The 18,754-nt window shown below is 43.2% G+C and carries 7 protein-coding genes; 6 read left to right on the top strand and 1 reads right to left on the bottom strand.

Features of this window, described 5'->3' with window-relative positions:
* Positions 1-413: 413 nt before the first annotated feature.
* The 6 genes from ABV001_RS03915 (at position 414) to ABV001_RS03890 (ending at position 17,223) form a co-directional block, all read left to right on the top strand.
* Positions 414-4,652 (top strand): hybrid sensor histidine kinase/response regulator transcription factor, encoded by a 4,239-nt coding sequence (locus ABV001_RS03915; RefSeq protein WP_352421619.1) that lies wholly within the window; start codon positions 414-416, stop codon positions 4,650-4,652.
* Positions 4,653-5,047: 395 nt separating this feature from the next.
* Entirely contained in the window at positions 5,048-8,935 is a 3,888-nt protein-coding gene (locus ABV001_RS03910; RefSeq protein WP_502929838.1) for a hybrid sensor histidine kinase/response regulator transcription factor, read from the top strand.
* Positions 8,936-9,156: 221 nt separating this feature from the next.
* On the top strand, positions 9,157-11,673 hold the full coding sequence (locus tag ABV001_RS03905; protein WP_502929843.1) for an alpha-L-arabinofuranosidase family protein: 2,517 nt from the start codon (positions 9,157-9,159) through the stop codon (positions 11,671-11,673).
* A 26-nt stretch (positions 11,674-11,699) separates the two neighbouring features.
* Positions 11,700-13,289, top strand: a complete 1,590-nt coding sequence (locus ABV001_RS03900) for a glycoside hydrolase family 43 protein (protein WP_352421616.1) — start codon at positions 11,700-11,702, stop codon at positions 13,287-13,289.
* Positions 13,290-13,363: 74 nt separating this feature from the next.
* A complete protein-coding gene (locus ABV001_RS03895) occupies positions 13,364-15,802 on the top strand; it encodes a glycoside hydrolase family 31 protein (RefSeq protein WP_352421615.1) in 2,439 nt (812 codons plus the stop codon).
* A gap of 53 nt (positions 15,803-15,855) precedes the next feature.
* Positions 15,856-17,223: a glycoside hydrolase family 43 protein gene (locus ABV001_RS03890; RefSeq protein ID WP_352421614.1), complete on the top strand. Its 1,368-nt coding sequence runs from the start codon at positions 15,856-15,858 to the stop codon at positions 17,221-17,223.
* Between the two features lie 72 nt (positions 17,224-17,295).
* Here ABV001_RS03890 and ABV001_RS03885 read toward each other — a convergent pair whose 3' ends face one another.
* Positions 17,296-18,462 carry an endo-1,4-beta-xylanase gene (locus ABV001_RS03885; protein WP_352421613.1) on the bottom strand — a complete coding sequence of 389 codons (1,167 nt, stop codon included), beginning with the start codon at positions 18,460-18,462 and terminating at the stop codon, positions 17,296-17,298.
* Between the last annotated feature and the right edge of the window lie 292 nt (positions 18,463-18,754).

Here is an 18,754-nt window from a genome sequence, read left to right as displayed (position 1 = left end):
ACATCCACATTTATACAGGGCATTCAGGGTGAGATAAAAACATTGTGGCAGCTGCACTATTTCACAATAACCAGTCAATGACATTGATAACACAGATACTTCGTCCTTGTTCGGATACAGGTATCAGTTCCGGTTTTCCACGGATGAGGATAATTTTTAAATGTTGATACCGAAAAAGTGGTATTTAAAATTCTGCCATACAATTAATTCTCAATCAATTATGTGGATTTTAGTCTATTTCGATAAATATAGACTTCAGGTATACATCTTTTTGTTGGGATTGTATGTTTTTAAACATACAAAAATAAGTGTGCAATTCTACACTTATTATTAATTTTGTCACAATAAGTAGAGAGAATCATTCTGCCCAATAATCAACATTTGGTTTAATGGCCAGGACTAAGACAATACGCATGAGAAAAGCATTTCTTTTTTTTGTTCTCTGTTTTTCTTCGTTGTCTCTCATTCACGCTTCAGGCATACAGGAAGAACATCTCAAACGTTACAATTTCAGTCACATTACGCTGAAGGAAGGCCTGCCGCATCATTTTGTGGACGACATCTACAAGGACAGCAAAGGCTTTTTGTGGATATCCACTTTGGGAGGGGGATTGTCGAGATATGACGCTTACGACTTCAAGTATTACAATATCTCCACCTATCCGGTGGCATTGAGCAGCAATTTCATCCATAAGGTGTGCGAAGACAACTTCAATCGTTTATGGATTGCTTCGGAAGGAGGAGTAAACATCCTGAACCTTTCCACCCAACTTCTCGATGATTCGTTTTACAAAGACCGGACCTTATCGGAGCTTTTGAATAAACCGGCATATATGGTGATGAAGGATAGCGGTGGGAATATGTGGCTATCGGTAGAAAACGATGTATACCGGATAACACTCCGGCAAGATGGAAGCATCGATGAAATCGATGCCGTTGAATGCGATCTTGGACCATCACTCGGACCGTTAACCGCCATACGGGAGATTGACAACGAGATATGGGTCGGTTATAATCATCATGTTTGTGCTGTGAAAAAACGGCCGGGAGGGGAGTTGTTTTTGGCGGAAGTATCCTCTTCACTGATTTTTGAAAAAGGTTGTTTTATTTCTGTTTTTTTTGAAAAAGAAAACGAAGTATGGATCGGAACAGACAGGGGCTTGTTCAGGTATAACAAAAACAACCACTCTCTACGCCAATACACCCATGACCCGGACGAACCTGAATCCCTCTCCCAGGGAACGGTAACCGATTTAGCCGAGACAGACGACAAGGAACTGCTGGTCGCAACGTTGAAAGGACTTAATTTTTACAATTCTACCACCGATCATTTTATACGGATAAACAGCTATGAGAAAGGAATGTCGAACACGATTAGTTCCGATTTTATCAACTGTCTGTTGACCGATGGTGCTTTGGTTTGGATTGGCACCGAAGCGGGGGGATTAAACAGGATGAACAGACGGAAACTTTCCGTCCATAATTATGTGCACGATAATGATTTACCGGGAAGCATTTCGAAGAACCCTGTCAATGCTATTTTTGAAGACGGGTCGGGTGATCTGTGGGTGGGCAGTGTAGAAGGAGGGCTCAACAGAAAAAAAAGGGACAGTGATGTTTTCATACATTACACTACTTCGGAAGGCCTGAGCCACAACTCTGTAAGCGCACTTGCTTCCGATCATTCGGACCGGTTATGGATAGGAACATGGGGTGGCGGGGTGAATGTGCTTGAAAACAGACAAGGAAAACCCGTTTTCAGCTTGATTACCCCCCTTGCCAATCCTGAATTTCCTGCCGATTTCGTGGGGGCTTTGTGCTATGACCCCATTAACCGGGGAATGTGGATCGGAACATATAGGGGAATATTTTTTTATGATATTCACCGGCAAAAAATCAGTAATCCCCTACCCTATTCGGTCACTAAAAACATACAGGGCGTTATCGGATCGATTGTGGATAGCGACAACCAGCTTTGGGTAGGCACATCGGGAGGGTTGATCATTATCAACCTCGATTCGTTTTCACAAAACCCTTCAGACTTTTCTTATTGTTACATCAAACGGGAAAAAGACAATCCCCAGTCCCTCTTTGTGGAAAAAATAACCTTTATCTATGAATCGTCAGATGGCGCAGTATGGCTTGGAACGAACGGATATGGATTGTACAAAAAAGATAAAGGCACCACTCTCAACGACAAGTTTCAATCATTCACCATCGAGAATGGATTGCCCAACAATTGCATTTTCGGCATCGCAGAAGACCTGGATGGCGATATATGGATCAGCACCAACAACGGATTATCCTGTTATAATATTCAGAAAAACCGTTTCACAAACTATACTTCCGATGACGGGCTGAATGGTAACCAGTTTTACTGGAACGCCGCTTTCGCCTCGAAAAGCAGGGGTGAACTTTATTTTGGACATCTCAACGGAATGACCGTTATTGAAAATAGCCCGATAATGTACGAGAATCATCCCCCAAAAGTGGTGCTTACCAAACTCAATGTGCTGAACAAATCCATTCAGCCTTATGACGGAAAATATATTGACAGGGACATTTCGCAGGCCCACAGCTTGCATCTCCATGAGAGAGACAAGTCCTTTTCACTCGAGTTCTCGTCCTTAGACTACGAAAATGCACATGTAGTGAATTACGCTTTCCGCTTGCTTGGCTTCGACGACGAGTGGATAAAAACACCCTTTAACCGGCGTTTTGCCAGTTATACCAACCTGCCTCCGGGCACTTACACCTTTCAGGTAAAAGTGGATTCGGATGAAGCAGAGGTGTCCGGACTTACAGAATTGAAAATCGTGGTATCGCCTTTCTTTTATAAAACATGGTGGTTTATCAGTTTGATGGTATTGGCCTGCTCTTTGGCCGTTTTGCGCATCTACCATTGGCGTATCAATGCATTAAAAAAACAAAAGGAATTGTTGAGGCTTACAGTGGAAAAGAGGACAAAAGAGCTGGAAGAACAAAAGGAAACACTGGAAAACCAGACTTACGAGCTTTCCCGTCAAAACGAGGTATTGAAGCGACAAAACCTGAAAATTACACGGCAAAAGGAGCAGTTGGTCAAGTTGTCGGAGGAAATACAGGAATTGACAGTTGACAAGCTTGCCTTTTTTACCAATATAACGCATGAATTCAGGACTCCCATCACCTTGATATCCGGGCCGGTAGAGCGAGCTTTGAAATTAAGTAATAATCCGCAAGTGATCGAACAACTGGGCTTCGTGAAACGGAATGCAAAATACCTGTTATCACTGGTCAATCAGTTGATGGATTTCCGCAAAGCGGAATCAGATAAGATTGAAATCGTGAAAACAAAAGGAAATATCCTGTACTATACCGACGAGATACTGAAACCTTTTGAAGTATTCGCCCTGGAAAGGGGAGTCCATATTGAAAAAAGGTACCGGATGGACACGCCTGAAATTTTGTTCGACCATGAGAACATGAATAAACTGATGACCAATTTGCTCTCCAATGCCATAAAGTTTACTCCCGACGGTGGAAATGTCTGTGTGTATATGGCCTTATTGTCGGAAAAAACGACCCATGAGGAACGACTGTACATTTCCGTCAGGGACTCCGGAATGGGAGTGGACGAAGATGAACTGGATAAAATATTCAATCGTTTCTATCAGTCTAAAAAGAATATAAAATATCCGGTTTATGGGCAAAGCAGCACCGGTATCGGGCTATACCTTTGTAAACGCATTGTGGAGATGCAAGGCGGAACTATTTATGCAAAAAATAACCCTACTATAGGAGCTTCTTTCCGGGTGCTTCTCCCTTTAAGTGGCAAGGACTCGGGTTATTCCGAAACGATCCCGATGGAAAAAAATGACATAGTCACCGCAAAGGAGACAGAACGCATCACCATACTTGTGGTGGAAGACAATCCTGATATGCGCAGTTATATCCGTTCCATATTGACGGAACGTTTCAATGTATTAGAGGCGGGCAATGGTCTGGAAGCCCTTTCTATCCTCAATCTGAAGCCGGTTGACTTTATTGTCAGCGACTTGATGATGCCCGTGATGGACGGAATTGAATTGTCGCGACGGGTAAAGGAGAACTTCGCCATCTCGCACATTCCTTTTCTCATGCTCACCGCAAAAACTTCCGTCGAATCGAAAATCGAAAGTTTCAAGGTGGGGGTGGACGAGTACTTGCTCAAGCCTTTCGATGAGGAATTGTTGCTTACGAGGATAGATAATATAATTGGGAACCGCAAGCGCAGCAAAAAAGAGTTCAGGTATGAAATGGACCTGGATATCCTGAATATCGAAGAAGAGTCGCGGGACAAGAAGTTCCTGAACAAGGCGATGGAGGTCGTTAAAACACATTTTAATGATTCCTACTTCGAAGTGAATGACTTTGTGGAAACGATGGGGATCAGTAAAAGCCTGTTGAACAAAAAAATGCACGATATAACAGGGCAGGCTCCTTCACAATTCATGCGGAATTACCGCCTTAAAATAGCGCATGAGCTAATCCTGAAAAATCGTTCCGACAAAAATATGAATATCTCGGAAATTGCCTATAAAGTAGGTTTTAACGATCCTAAATATTTCACACGCTGTTTTACCAGGCACTTTGGCGTAACGCCGAGCAGCTTGATGGAAGACAGTGGTTAAAAGGACTTCAAGAACACTCTAAATGCCTTTGACGATATGATGAGGGATGCTTGTGAGATTATAAGACCGTGCAGGATTAATCCCAAAAATCGTAAGACGAAGAAAGTGTATTACATGAGCAAGAAAAAGTTATAGTCTAACTAAACGACATTGATTTATTTATTGTAATTTTGCATCACAAAGAAACAGTTATTAACGCTTAATCGAAAGTCAGTATGTAATGAGTTAGTTATATAGCCACATGGGCTTTATCATTTATATCAACTCCTCGAACGCGAAAGATATCGTGACGGGTAATGCCTTCAGTAACCGATATCCAAATAATACTCCTGTTTTTTAAACAGACAATAACTGGGTTGAAGGGAATTTTATATAATTTTGATTTATGGAATACTATGAAGATAAGATTATTCATTACAGCTATTATACTCTCAACACTTACTTTATATTCATCAAATGTAAAATTCTATGACATCAATACGATTTATGGAATTAACATGAGAGAAGTAGCTTCTATTTGCAAAGATAAACACGGTTTTATCTGGGCCTCCTCCAAAACCGGGATAGCAAGGCTCTCCGAAGACAACTATCGTATTTATCAACTTCCTTATAAAACAGCGGATGTCATCAATGTGAAACTTGTTTACGAAAATGATACCCTTTTGGCCTTTACGAACAACGGGCAAATATTTCGCTACAACGTCTTGTCCGATAGGTTTGACCTGATAATAGACATCAGGGATCCCCTGAAAGACAGCCACTTGGTAATAAACAATATTCTTATTGATCAAACGGGTTCTTTTTTGATCGCTTCATCGATTGGGTTATATAAATATAGTGAAGGAAAAATATCCCGTATAGGCGGAGGTTACCTCTCGGATATCCATCGTATAGCATGGTGCGATACAGATCACCTGTTTATGGTTGAGGACAGAGGTATCTGGTTAATAAATGCCAATACAATGGATAGTAAGTGTTTGTATGAATATTCCGCACAATTCACGCTGAAATCCACCAGCCTTTATTATGATGATAAAACAAATTGGTTGTGGGTGGGAACAACCTCCGACGGACTGTATCTTTACGATCTGGAGAAAAATTCTTTTTCCCATGTACCGTTTAAAACATTTCCCAAACAACCGATTCAGGCCATCACACCCAATTCCGATTCAACGATTCTGGTCGGTATCGACGGACAGGGTATCTGGGAATTAACCAAAGCGGGAGATAAAGTGCTCAACATCTACAAGGAAGATGCGGACAATCTCTTATCCCTGAAAGGAGACGGAGTCTACGATATATTTTGTGACAAGAATCAACGTGTATGGGTCTGTACCTATAGCGGAGGATTGTCTTATTTTGATCAGGAATCTACAGATGTCAGTCAAATCATTCACCAGATAAACAATCACAATTCACTCAACAATAACAATGTAAATAAGGTAATTGAAGATAGTAAAGGGAATCTCTGGTTCGCGACAAATAATGGTATAAGCTGCTGGAATGTAACATCCGGCAGGTGGATAACATACTTCGCCGACAAACATGAGCAAGCCCAGGTTTTTCTTTCTCTTTGCGAAGATAATAATGGTAATATCTGGGCAGGATCCTATTCGTCGGGGGTGTACGTAATAGATGGAAAATCCGGCAAGGAAATAGCGCACTATTCTAGAGAAGAAGATAGGTCGTCACTCACAAACAATTTCATCTTTGATATTTTCAAAGACAGCCAGGGAGATCTTTGGTTAGGAGGCCCGATGGGTGATACATTCTGCTATGTGGAAAAAGAAAACAAGTTCATCCCTTATCCTTTTCATCCGGTATACGCTTTTGGGGAGTTGAAGCCGGGGCATATTTTACTTGCTTGCACATATGGATTATCTTTATTGGATAAACAATCTGCCGAAACAGCAGTATTACTGGATGGATATTTGCTGCATGACGTGTTGATAATAGGAGACGATGTATGGTTAGGTACCTGTGGAGACGGGTTGCTCCGGTATAATCTGGAAGACAGATCTGTTGATAAATACACTACGGAAACAAGTTTGCCTTCCAATTATATCAACAGTATCCTCTACGAAGGAGGATATTTATGGTTAGGCACCGAGAACGGATTATGCAGATTTAATCCCGATGATGAAAGTGTCCTGATATATTCTTCCGTATCTCCCTTTTTTAATGTCTCTTTCAACCAAAGTTCGTCGTTTCAACTCAGGAACGGACAACTGATCTGGGGAACGAACAATGGAGCCGTGATGTTTTATCCGGGAGTGGTACAGTTCTCCCAGTCGGAAGGGCGCATATTTCTTCAGGATTTAATTATTTCGGGGCGCTCGATACGAGATACTCCCACCTTCAAACTGGACACTCCCTTAGACAATCTGCAGCATATTTCACTCGGTTACGGGCAAAATACATTGACGTTGGAGTTTCTTGCCATCGGAACAGCAACAGCCAATTCCAAATTTTCCTGGAAAATGGAAGGGATCGACGACGAATGGTCACGACCGACGAGTTCACGCGTACTGACCTATGCCAGTATACCAAGCGGAAATTTCACATTGAAAATAAGAATGTATGATAGTTCCCTTTCGCAACTGGTAAATGAACGCTCGTTTGATATACATATCACTCCTCCCTTTTGGAAAACCTGGTGGTTCCGGTTAATTCTATTCATTTTTATTGCCGGGATAATCATCATTCTTTTACGGTATTATATAAACCGCTTAAAACAACGACATACCGAAGATAAAATACGTTTCTTCACGAATACCGCACATGATATCCGTACTTCGCTAACCCTGATCAGCGCTCCGATCGAAGAATTAAACAAAGAAAGAGATTTGTCGGAGGAAGGTCGGTATTATTTGAATCTGGCAACAGAACAGTCCGGACGTCTTTCATTTGTTGCAACCCAGTTGCTCGATTTTCAAAAAGTAGACATAAGGAAAGGACAACTGTTTTTAGCCATGACTGATATTGTGGATTTAGTATTTCGCCGTCAATCCATGTTTGCTACAGCTGCAAAAAAACAGCATATTGACCTGGCATTCTCCACCAATCAAAAATCTTATATAACAGCGCTGGACGAATTGAAAATTGAGAAGGTCGTGGATAATCTCATCTCCAATGCCATCAAATACTCGCATCCGGAGAGTAAAGTAGAAATAAACTTAGAATGTGGAAAAGACAGATGGGTTTTAGAAGTGAAGGATCATGGTCTGGGAATTTCAGATAAGGCCAAATCTAAATTATTCAGAGAATTTTACCGGGGTGACAATGTTGTTAATTCCAAAATGGTAGGTTCAGGAATAGGACTGCTCCTTGTGAAAAACTATGTTTCCATGCATGATGGAAATGTTTCTTTGCACAGCGAAGAAAATATAGGATCGACGTTTAAAGTTGTAATACCATACAAAAAAGTGTCGGATGTATTACAACCAACCGTCCCCCGTGCTCCGGAATTAATACCTGAGGCACAAAACAACTTCAACGAGATTAGTATATCCGGTAAAAAGGAGCATAGCATAGAAAAAAAAGAGCATGTTTTAGTTGTAGAAGACAATAATGATTTGCAAAACTTTCTTAAACATGCCTTGCAAAGCTACTATCAGGTAACTGTGGCAGATGATGGTGTAGAGGCATGGGAACAGATACAGAAAAAAATGCCAGAACTGGTTATTTCCGATATCATGATGCCCAATATGGATGGTTTTGAACTTTGCCGTTTGATGAAATCAACCTATGAGACCTCACATATCCCGGTTGTTCTGCTTACCGCTTTATCGGAAAAGACGCAACAATTACAAGGCTTAGGCATCGGCGCCGACGATTATCTGACCAAACCATTTGATATGGCACTGCTTACTCAGCGGATCAAATCAATTATCCAAAACCGAAAAACGGTAAGAGAAAAGGCTTTGAAGCTTATCCAGGAAACAGACGGCGATCCGATTTTATCGAACGAATTGAATGATAAATTTGTAAAAAGAGCTGTAGAACTAGTCCGAACAAACATGGACAACCCGGAGTTTGATAAAGAGACATTCGCCTCTGCAATGCATGTCAGTTCATCACTCCTATACAAAAAATTGAAATCCCTTACAGATCAGTCACCGGTAGATTTTATAAGAGGGATCCGCCTGAATTACGCGGTGGAATTGTTGCAGTCAGGAAAGTATACTGTTACCGAAGTGAGTGAATTGTGCGGATTTTCAAGTGTCAAGTATTTTAGCCAGGCATTTAAGAAGTATTTTGGGGAATCGCCGTCCAGAATATGAGTTCGGATTCTATTTTTATCTAAAATATAGAATGATCTATCTAATATTGGTACTTCTCTAAAAAGCACGGATATATCTTTGTATATAGCTTTAGATACGTTAACATTTCATTCGTTCACTATAGAACCTCATTATTCATAATACAGGAAAAACGGGTGCTCCTTATAGTGACGAAGCCGAAGAGTAATAAATTATTCATCTAATAATCAAATGAATCTATGATGAGATCATTCTTTTGCAGTTTGTTTGTAATCACATTTTTTCTGACATCTTGTGTGCGTACTGATTCTGAAGAAGAATTGACTATTTTTCTTCAGGAGAAAGGAGCAGAAATAGCTCCTTCCATGTTTGGTGTTTTTTTTGAAGAAATTAACCATGCCGGTGATGGCGGACTATATGCAGAATTGGTAAAAAACCGCAGTTTTGAAGAATTGGAAATGCCTGACGGTTATAGGGCCGAAGGCGACCGGTTAATTCCGAAGCAAGTCCATAACCATGTTACCGGACAGATCAGTGACGGAACGTTTAGATGGACAACCGAACCTGTCCCCGGATGGAGCTTAAATACAGAGAAAAGGGCGGCAGAAATGGAGCTGACAAAAGAAAACCCAAAATTTAAAACTGCACCCAACAACCTGAAAGTATCTATCAAAGATGCGTCAACGCCGGTGTCGCTGATGAATGAAGGATATTGGGGAATGGGTGTCAAAGCAGGAGAAAAATATCATCTGCGTACCATTGTCCGCACTTCTTCTGATTATAAAGGAACGATAACCGCTAAAATTATTTCCGAAAAGGGGGATATATTAGCGAACACGGTGATAGAAACTCAAATACCCAATCAATGGGCTGACTATAAGGCTGTATTGACGCCTGTTGCTAAAGACCCGAGGGCAAAACTGATCCTGGAATTTGATGCAACCGGCGAAATATGGCTGGATTACGTCTCTCTTTTTCCTGAGAACACCTTTAAACAACGAGCGAACGGATTAAGAGATGATGTGGCAAATATGATAGCCGGTCTAAATCCGGCTTTTGTTCGTTGGCCCGGAGGTTGTGTGGTAGAGGGCATCAGTTTGGAAAACCGTTTTGAATGGAAAAAAACTTTGGGTGATCCTGCTGCCCGGCCCGGGGAATACAGTACCTGGGGTTACCGTTGCTCGTATGGTTTCGGTTTTTATGAACTACTTCAGTTTTGCGAAGATATCAATGCCGACGCCATGTACGTATGTAATGTGGGATTGGGCTGCCAGTTCCGTATGGCAGATGCATCACCCGAAAGTCAAATAGCCTATTATCTGGATGACTGCCTTGATGCTATCGAATACGCGATTGGGGATGTTTCTACCGAGTGGGGAGCAAAACGGGCGGAGCATGGACATCCGTCTCCTTTCCCTCTGAAATATGTGGAGATAGGCAACGAGAATTGGGGTGATGAGTACGACAAACGTTTCGATATATTTTACAAAGCCATTAAGGAAAAGTACCCGGAATTGGTGTTGATCTCGAATCATGGTTTAGGCGGAACAGGAAAAATAGAGAAAACAGATATGGTGGATCCGCATTGGTATGTAAGTCCGGATTTCTTTTTCCGTAATGCAACCATTTTTGATGAACATCCGAGAGGAAATTACACGGTTTATGTGGGTGAATACGCTTGTAACAACAACGTGGGCGGAGGAAATATGATCGCGGCGCTTTCAGAGGCTGCATTCATTACCGGAATGGAACGCAACAGCGATCTGGTTACGATGGCTTCTTACGCTCCTCTATTGGAAAACCGCAATGACCGCGCCTGGGCTGTGAATCTTATCTGGCTCGATACCGACCAGGTGGTTGGACGCAGTTCATACTATGTGCAAAAGATGACTGCCGAGAATATACCGACTTACAATGTAAGAAGCAGTATGAATCAGTCACAACCTAAGCTCCAAATGATAGAAGACGGTGCAGTCGGGTTCGGATCTTACGAAACGGAAGTCGAGTTCAAAGAGATAATAGTAAAACAGGGTGATAAGAGGATCGATTTGGATATCGGTCAGTTTTCGGATGAAAAGGGAGAATGGAAAACCGGGAACGGCATATTGTCTCAAACATCCATGCAGCACTCCACCAGGCGTATTTTGAAAGGTTTGTATGCGAATGACTATACGCTTGAATTCAAGGCTCGCCGTACAGGAGGAAAAGAAGGGTTTTTCATCTATTTCGGGATTACCGGAGACCATCAAAAAGGGCAGGTGTTCAATGTAGGTGGATGGGATAACTCCACCACTGCCGTTCAGCTATATGCCAATGGGAATGTAGGAAGTACCGACGGCAGTTCCATTCCTCAATCCCTGGAAACAAACAGATGGTATGATGTAAAGCTTGTAGTAACTCCAGAAAAAGCCGAGCTGTTTATGGATGGAGAATCTGTTTTAAGCTACGTTTCAACTTCCGAACCGCTTCAATTTTTCTCTTCGGGATATGATGAAACAACCGGTGAGATCATTGTAAAGGTTGTCAACGCGGCAGACGTTCCTTATGTAACAAATGTGAAATTAGACGGCGCCAGTCACGTCGAAAAAACAGGAAAAATAATCTCGCTCACAGCAATTAGCGGTGAGGAAGAAAATTCATTCGATGAACCGAAAAAGATCTATCCGCAAGAGAGTTTCTATAATAAATTCGGCAGAGAGTTCGGTTATAGCTTTCCCCCCTTCTCCTACACTATTTTACGTGTAAAGGCTACAATTTAATACATTATTCATCAAATAAGAAATCAATGAAAAAGTACACATTATTCGCATTCATTTCCATCTTTTGCTTCAATCTGTTTGCACAGGAAGGCAAAAAGGCCCAAAACCCGATCATTTGGGCGGATGTGCCGGATATTGCCGTGATACGCACCGGTGACACCTATTATATGAGTAGTACCACCATGCATATGAACCCGGGATTGCCTATTATGAAATCGAAGGATCTGGCAAACTGGGAGATGCTCAATTATGCATACGAAACACTCACAGACAGCGATGCGGCGAACCTGAGCAATGGACAAAACTCTTACGGTGCCGGTTCCTGGGCAAGCAGCCTCCGCTACCATAACGGTACATTCTACGTATCCACCTTCTCCGCCACCTCGGGAAAGACGCATGTCTATTCGACCAAAGATATTGAAAAGGGCGATTGGAAAGAGGCCTCGTTCGAACCGGTACTGCACGATCATTCTCTGTTTTTCGATGACGACGGGCGTGTGTACATGGTATACGGTGCCGGAGATATACGTATCAGGGAACTTACCGCTGACGCCTCGGCGATAAAAGAGGGTGGCGTCGACCAAATAATAATCCCTAACGCCACCGCTGTGGCAGGTGGAATCCCCGGGCTGCCCGCCGAAGGCACACAAATGATAAAGCACAACGGTAAATATTACCTTTTCAATATTACATGGCCCCAAAACGATGTCCGTACGGAGTTAGTACACCGTGCCGATCATATTATGGGGCCCTACGAGGGGCGAGTTTTTCTGAAAGACCGTGGTATTGCCCAGGGAAGTATTATCGACACCCCGGCGGGAGATTGGTATGCTTATATGTTCCGCGATTTCGGGGCTGTCGGGCGTATTCCACACCTTATGAAGATGGAGTGGGTAGATGGATGGCCTGTTGTAGCGAACGGCGGTGTCGTTCCTCAATATCTCGATATTCCGGCAAGAGAAAATAAACTGTCAAATATCGTACAATCCGACGAATTCGATCGTGAAAAAGGAGACCCCGGGCTTCTGTTGGCCTGGCAATGGAATCATAACCCCGACAACAGCCTTTGGTCGGTGGATGCCCGTAAAGGGTACTTGCGCCTGACTACAGGGCGTGTAGATGGCGACGTGGTGAATGCCAGAAATACGCTGACACAGCGCACCTTCGGCCCGGAAAGTTCGGCAACAACCGCCATTGATATCAGTAATATGAAGGACGGTGATTGCGCAGGACTTATCGCGCTGCAAAAATTGTACGGATTTGTCGGTGTGAAAATGGACGGAAACACCAAATCAATCGTCATGGTAGGCCAGAAAGATAAAAAACCTACTGAGTTTGCAAACATTCCGGTTAAGCAGGAGGTGGTTTATTTCCGTATTGATTGTGATTATAATGTCGTTGACGAGGAGCAGAGGAATGACAAAGCCTATTTTTACTACAGCCTTGACAACAAGAAATGGAACAAGATTGGCGAACCGCTACAAATGGTTTATACCCTTATGGAACACTTCATGGGCTATCGCTTCGGTCTGTTCAATTTTGCCACCAAAACACCCGGCGGGTTTGTGGATTTCGACTATTTCCGTGTAGACGACCATATTTTAGATAGACAGTAGGATTCTCAAGCTTATTTTGAAGATAACCGGAAGAATTGAAAATGAATAATAAATAATAACAGGGAATAAAAATCATGAAACGACTTAAATTTTTATTGTTGATCATACTATGTAGTATGACGGTAACGGGGCAAAATTATGAAAGAACGCCATATGGAATTAAAACGACCCTGGATTCGATAGGGTTGGAAATCCAGTTTTTTAACCCTTCGACGGTGAGAATACTCAAATCCCCGGCAGGGTGGGACTACACGAAGGAAAGTTTGGCGGTCATTGAAAAACCGGAAGCCATACAGTTGAAGATTAGCCGGCAAGGGGATGCGGTCAGACTGGAAAGCGGTAGTATTGAGGCACGCCTGAACCTGAAATCGGGAAATGTATCTTTCTACGGTCCCAAAGGAGAGCCCCTTCTGAACGAGAAAGATCCAGGTCCGCAGTTCACCAGACTCAACGATGCAGGCAGGGAGACTTTCAGTGTGTACCAACCCTTTGTATTGGATAAAGAAGAGGCAATTTACGGATTGGGTATCCTCCAGAACGGAAAGATGAACCAGCGCAACCAAACAAAACATCTTGTACAAGGCAATGTGGAAGATGTTGTTACCTTCATTCAATCGGTAAAAGGTTATGGGTTGTATTGGGATAATTACTCTCCTACCACATTTGCTGATAATGAGAAAGAAACCTCTTTCAGTTCGGAAGTAGGAGATTGCATCGATTATTATTTCATGTATGGAGGGAATGCGGATGGAGTTATTGCGCAGATGCGTAATCTGACCGGTCAGGTTCCCATGTTTCCTTTGTGGACCTACGGTTATTGGCAGAGCCGGGAACGATACAAGAGTCAAAGTGAGTTATTGGAAGTCGTCAGCAAGTATCGTGAGCTGGGTGTGCCCTTAGACGGCATCATACAGGATTGGCAATACTGGGGCAATAACTACCTGTGGAATGCGATGGAATTTCTTAATCCCGAATTCCCTAACCCGGAGCAAATGATCAATGAAGTGCATAATCACAATGCACATGTCATCATTTCTATCTGGTCATCCTTCGGGCCACAAACGAAGCCATACAGGGAATTAAATGAAAAGGGCTTATTATTCAATTTCAAAACCTGGCCGGAATCCGGGTTGGAAACCTGGCCTCCCAATTTAGAATATCCATCCGGTGTGAGAGTGTACGATGCTTATAGCCCTGTAGCACGCGATATTTATTGGAAAAACCTGACCCGACTCCATAAGTTGGGTATGGACGGATGGTGGATGGATTCCACTGAACCCGATCACCTGCGATTCGAGCCTGAAGATATGGATACGGAGACCTACCTGGGGTCATTCCGTAAAGTGAGAAATGCTTATCCGCTGATGAGTGTAGGAGGGGTTTATGAAAACCAGCGAAAAGTATCCGACGACAAACGTGTTTTTATCCTGACCCGCTCAGGCTTTGCCGGTCAGCAGCGCTATGGAGCCAATGTCTGGTCCGGAGATATTGGTTCTTCCTGGGAATCATTTCGTAACCAGATCCCTGCCGGATTGAATTTCACACTGACAGGCAATCCGAATTTCAATACTGATATCGGTGGTTTTTTTGTAGGCAGCTATAACAAAAGCTGGAACGACGGATCGGCAACAAGAAATCCATTGTTCCAGGAACTCTATGTGCGCTGGATTCAACAAGGAGCTTTCACTCCAATGATGCGTTCCCATGGTACCGATATCAAGCGCGAGATATACTATTTCGGAGAAAAAGGCGAACCTGTCTATGATGCTATTGAGAAAGCCATCAACCTTCGTTACAGCTTCTTACCCTATATCTATTCCACGTCATGGGAAGTAACGGATAAACAATCGAGTTTTATGCGTGCGTTAGTGATGGACTTTGTAAACGATAAGCGGGTTTGGGATATCAAGGATCAGTATATGTTCGGTAAATCCATCCTTGTGGCTCCTATTGTTGAAGCACAGTACACACCGGAAATCATCGTGAGTGTAAACGAAGAAGACGGATGGAATAAAAACGATGGGACAAATGATGCAGAGCATGCCGTCGTTGATTTCACAGAGTCAAGATCAACAACTGTCTACCTGCCCGAAGGGACTGTATGGTATGACTTCTGGACCAACGACAGATTCAATGGCGGACAGCAAATTGCGAGAGAAACATCCATTGATCTTATTCCTCTGTATGTCAGAGCGGGCAGTATTATTCCGCTTGGACCTGAAGTACAATACGCAACCGAAAAGAAATGGGATAATCTTGAAATAAAGGTTTATACAGGCGCAGATGGTTCTTTCACGCTTTACGAGGATGAGTTCGACAATTACAACTATGAAAAGGGTGCATATACAGAGATCCCGTTTTCATGGAATAATTCTAAACGCAGATTAACCATTGGCGCTCGTCAAGGCTCGTACGACAGCATGTTGCAGCACAGGACATTCTCTGTTATTTTGCAGGATGGAACACAGAAAACCATACCATATAACGGCAGGAAAATTGATGTTACATTTTAACCGGCCCCACTATCGGTCTTTGATGGAGAGGAAGGAAACATAAAGTATAAATAATGATGAAAATAAAATTACCTATTATGCTTTTAAGCATTACTTTGTCAGGGATGATGTGGGGGATTCTGCATGCCCAGAACCCGGTTATTCAAACCGCGTATACGGCGGATCCGGCACCGATGGTGTATAACGACAGGGTATATCTATACACCAGTCATGACGAAGATGGTTCCACGTGGTTTACCATGAACGACTGGAAACTGTACTCGACCAATGATATGGTAAACTGGACTGATCACGGTTCGATACTTTCGTATAAAGCCTTTGAATGGGCGGCCGGTGATGCATGGGCAGCACAGTGCATAGAGCGCAATGGCAAGTTTTACATGTATGTTCCGGTAACATCGAAGGCGGTTAACGGCGGGGCAATCGGGGTAGCAGTTGCAGACTCTCCCTACGGCCCGTTTTACGATCCTCTAGGAAAGCCCCTGGTTTCGGCAAACTGGGGCGATATCGATCCATCGGTATTTATAGACGATGACGGACAGGCCTATCTCTATTGGGGAAATCCGAACTGTTATTATGTAAAGCTAAACGAGGATATGATCTCTTATAGTGGAGAGATAGTAAAGATTCCCCTTACAGAAGAGTCTTTTGGTAAACGCACGGGGAATCCCGAACGGGAAACTTTGTATGAAGAGGCGCCCTGGCTTTATAAACGAAACGGGCTTTATTATCTGTTGTGGGCAGGCGGGCCCATTCCCGAACACCTTGGGTACTCCACGAGCAATAATCCGACAGGTCCATGGGAATATAGGGGCACACTTATGCCTACCGAGGGAAGCAGTTTTACCAATCATCCGGGAATCATTGATTTCAGAGGCAATACCTATCTCTTTTATCATAACGGCGCATTACCCGGCGGAGGCGGATTCACCCGATCCGTTTGTGTTGAGGAGATTCAATTTAATGAGGATGGTACCATCCCCCATCTGAAAATGACATCCGGAATCACAAAAGGGTTGGCTACGCTCAATCCGTATCTAAAAAATGAGGCCGAAACCATCGCTTGGTCGGAAGGAGTGAAATCATTTCATAATAGTCAGGTGGGAGTTTTTGTTACAGCCTCTAAAGACGGCAGTTACACAAAAGTAATGGACGTTGATTTCGGCAAAGACGGAGCTACAGGATTAATGGCAAGAGTGGGTACCGTGCATAATGATGTAACGATGGAAATACGGCTTGGCGGGATAGACGGGAAATTGATCGGAACAGTCAATGTTCCCCGGACAGGAGGAAATGACAGATGGGAATTGGTTACGAATGATATTGAAAAAGTAACGGGGGTTCACGACGTCTGTTTTGTTTTTAGGGGTCATGCCAAAGGAGAACTCCTGTATTTTGATTACTGGATGTTCAGGAAATAGCATTTATTCTCTGCTTTAGTTTTTTCGTTCAGAGGACAACGTCACTTTTTTCATAAACCCTATCATAAGAAATTAATACTCCGACAACTGTTGAATCAATCGCGTGACCACCTCTTTTGGCTGGTGATCCCGGTCGAAAAGCAAGGGGTAGTCAGTACGCCCGCTGACCGGGAAATTATTCTTCCATGAATCGCCATCACTTACTCCCCACATGGTAACTCGCAGGATATTGTCGCTGTTTTTCAAGAAGAGGTCAAACAGGTCCATCATTCTGTTATTCCATTCGATGGCCACGTCTTCCGGTAATCCATCGGTGTAAGGATCAATTTCCTTCCGGTAGGCTTCTCGATCAGCAAGGTTGGCTCCGCCTATTCGTCGTGGTTCAGGGAGAGGGCTCACGTCCAGTTCGGTAATCAATACTTTCACACCAGCGTTTACGTAATCGTCGATTGTTTCCTGATAAGCTTCGAGGGCAGGATTCGTCACCCCCAAGTGTCCTTGCATGCCGATACCGTCGATACGGATGCCACGTTTTTTGAGCGTGTTAATTAACCTCACGACTGTCTCCCGTTTACCGGGATACCACTCGTTGTAATCATTGTAATAGAGTTCAGCTTCTGGATCTGCCTCGTGGGCATATTGAAACGCGAGGGGAATAAATTCTTCACCGAGAATTTCGTAGAACTTGCTTTCCCTATACGAACCATCCTCGAGGATAGCTTCGTTTACCACATCCCATCCCCTGATCACTCCCTTGTATCGTCCGACCACGGTATATATGTGATCTTTCATCCTTTCTTTCAGAACTTCAGGAGACACGTTTTCCCCGTTTTCATCCACACAGAACCATGCGGGTAATTGAGAGTGCCAAATAAGGCAGTGCCCGGTTATCGACAGGTTGTTGTCCACTCCAAACTGCACGAATTCATCGGCTTGAGTGAAATTATACCGGTTTTCCTCCGGGTGGATCTCTATGCTCTTCATGCAGTTCTCGGCCACGATATCGTTGAAATGTTCTTTTACAATTCGGACCGCCGCGGTATCATTTCCAGATGATTGACGAGAGTTTAGCGCCACGCCAATCAGGAACTTGTCTTTTAAAACTTCCTTTAAAGTCTTCGGATGGTTACTGTGCTCATTTTTTGTGTTTCCACATCCTGGCAACAGCAGCAAAAGACAAAGCACGATAGCGGGTATTGATAAATCCACGTGACCGGTGATAGTCGATGTTTTTTTCATTTTCGATAAATTAATTGAATTAATATTGAGTCCCCTTTAAAAAGTAGTAAAAATTAGTATTCGTTCTCTTCGGGATGATTTTTTCATTCCGAAGAAGTCGATAAGAATAGAAAGTCGGTTTGAAAAACGGGATATTATCTTTTCGATATACCCGTTGAACAACCGCTTGAAGGCGGCAAAAATGCCGTCAATGGTTCTTTGACTTGCTGTTATCAGGAAAATCTCCAGCCTCCGGCAGTTTATCCACATGCACCTGGCGTATGAGAACAGTTTCTGCTTGATCAATCCCCTG

Origin of the sequence: Proteiniphilum sp. (assembly GCF_040307845.1) — a bacterium.
Classification (GTDB): Bacteria; Bacteroidota; Bacteroidia; order Bacteroidales; family Dysgonomonadaceae; genus Proteiniphilum.
Note: the sequence above shows the minus strand (reverse complement) of the source record. Positions and strands in the feature narration are given on the sequence as shown.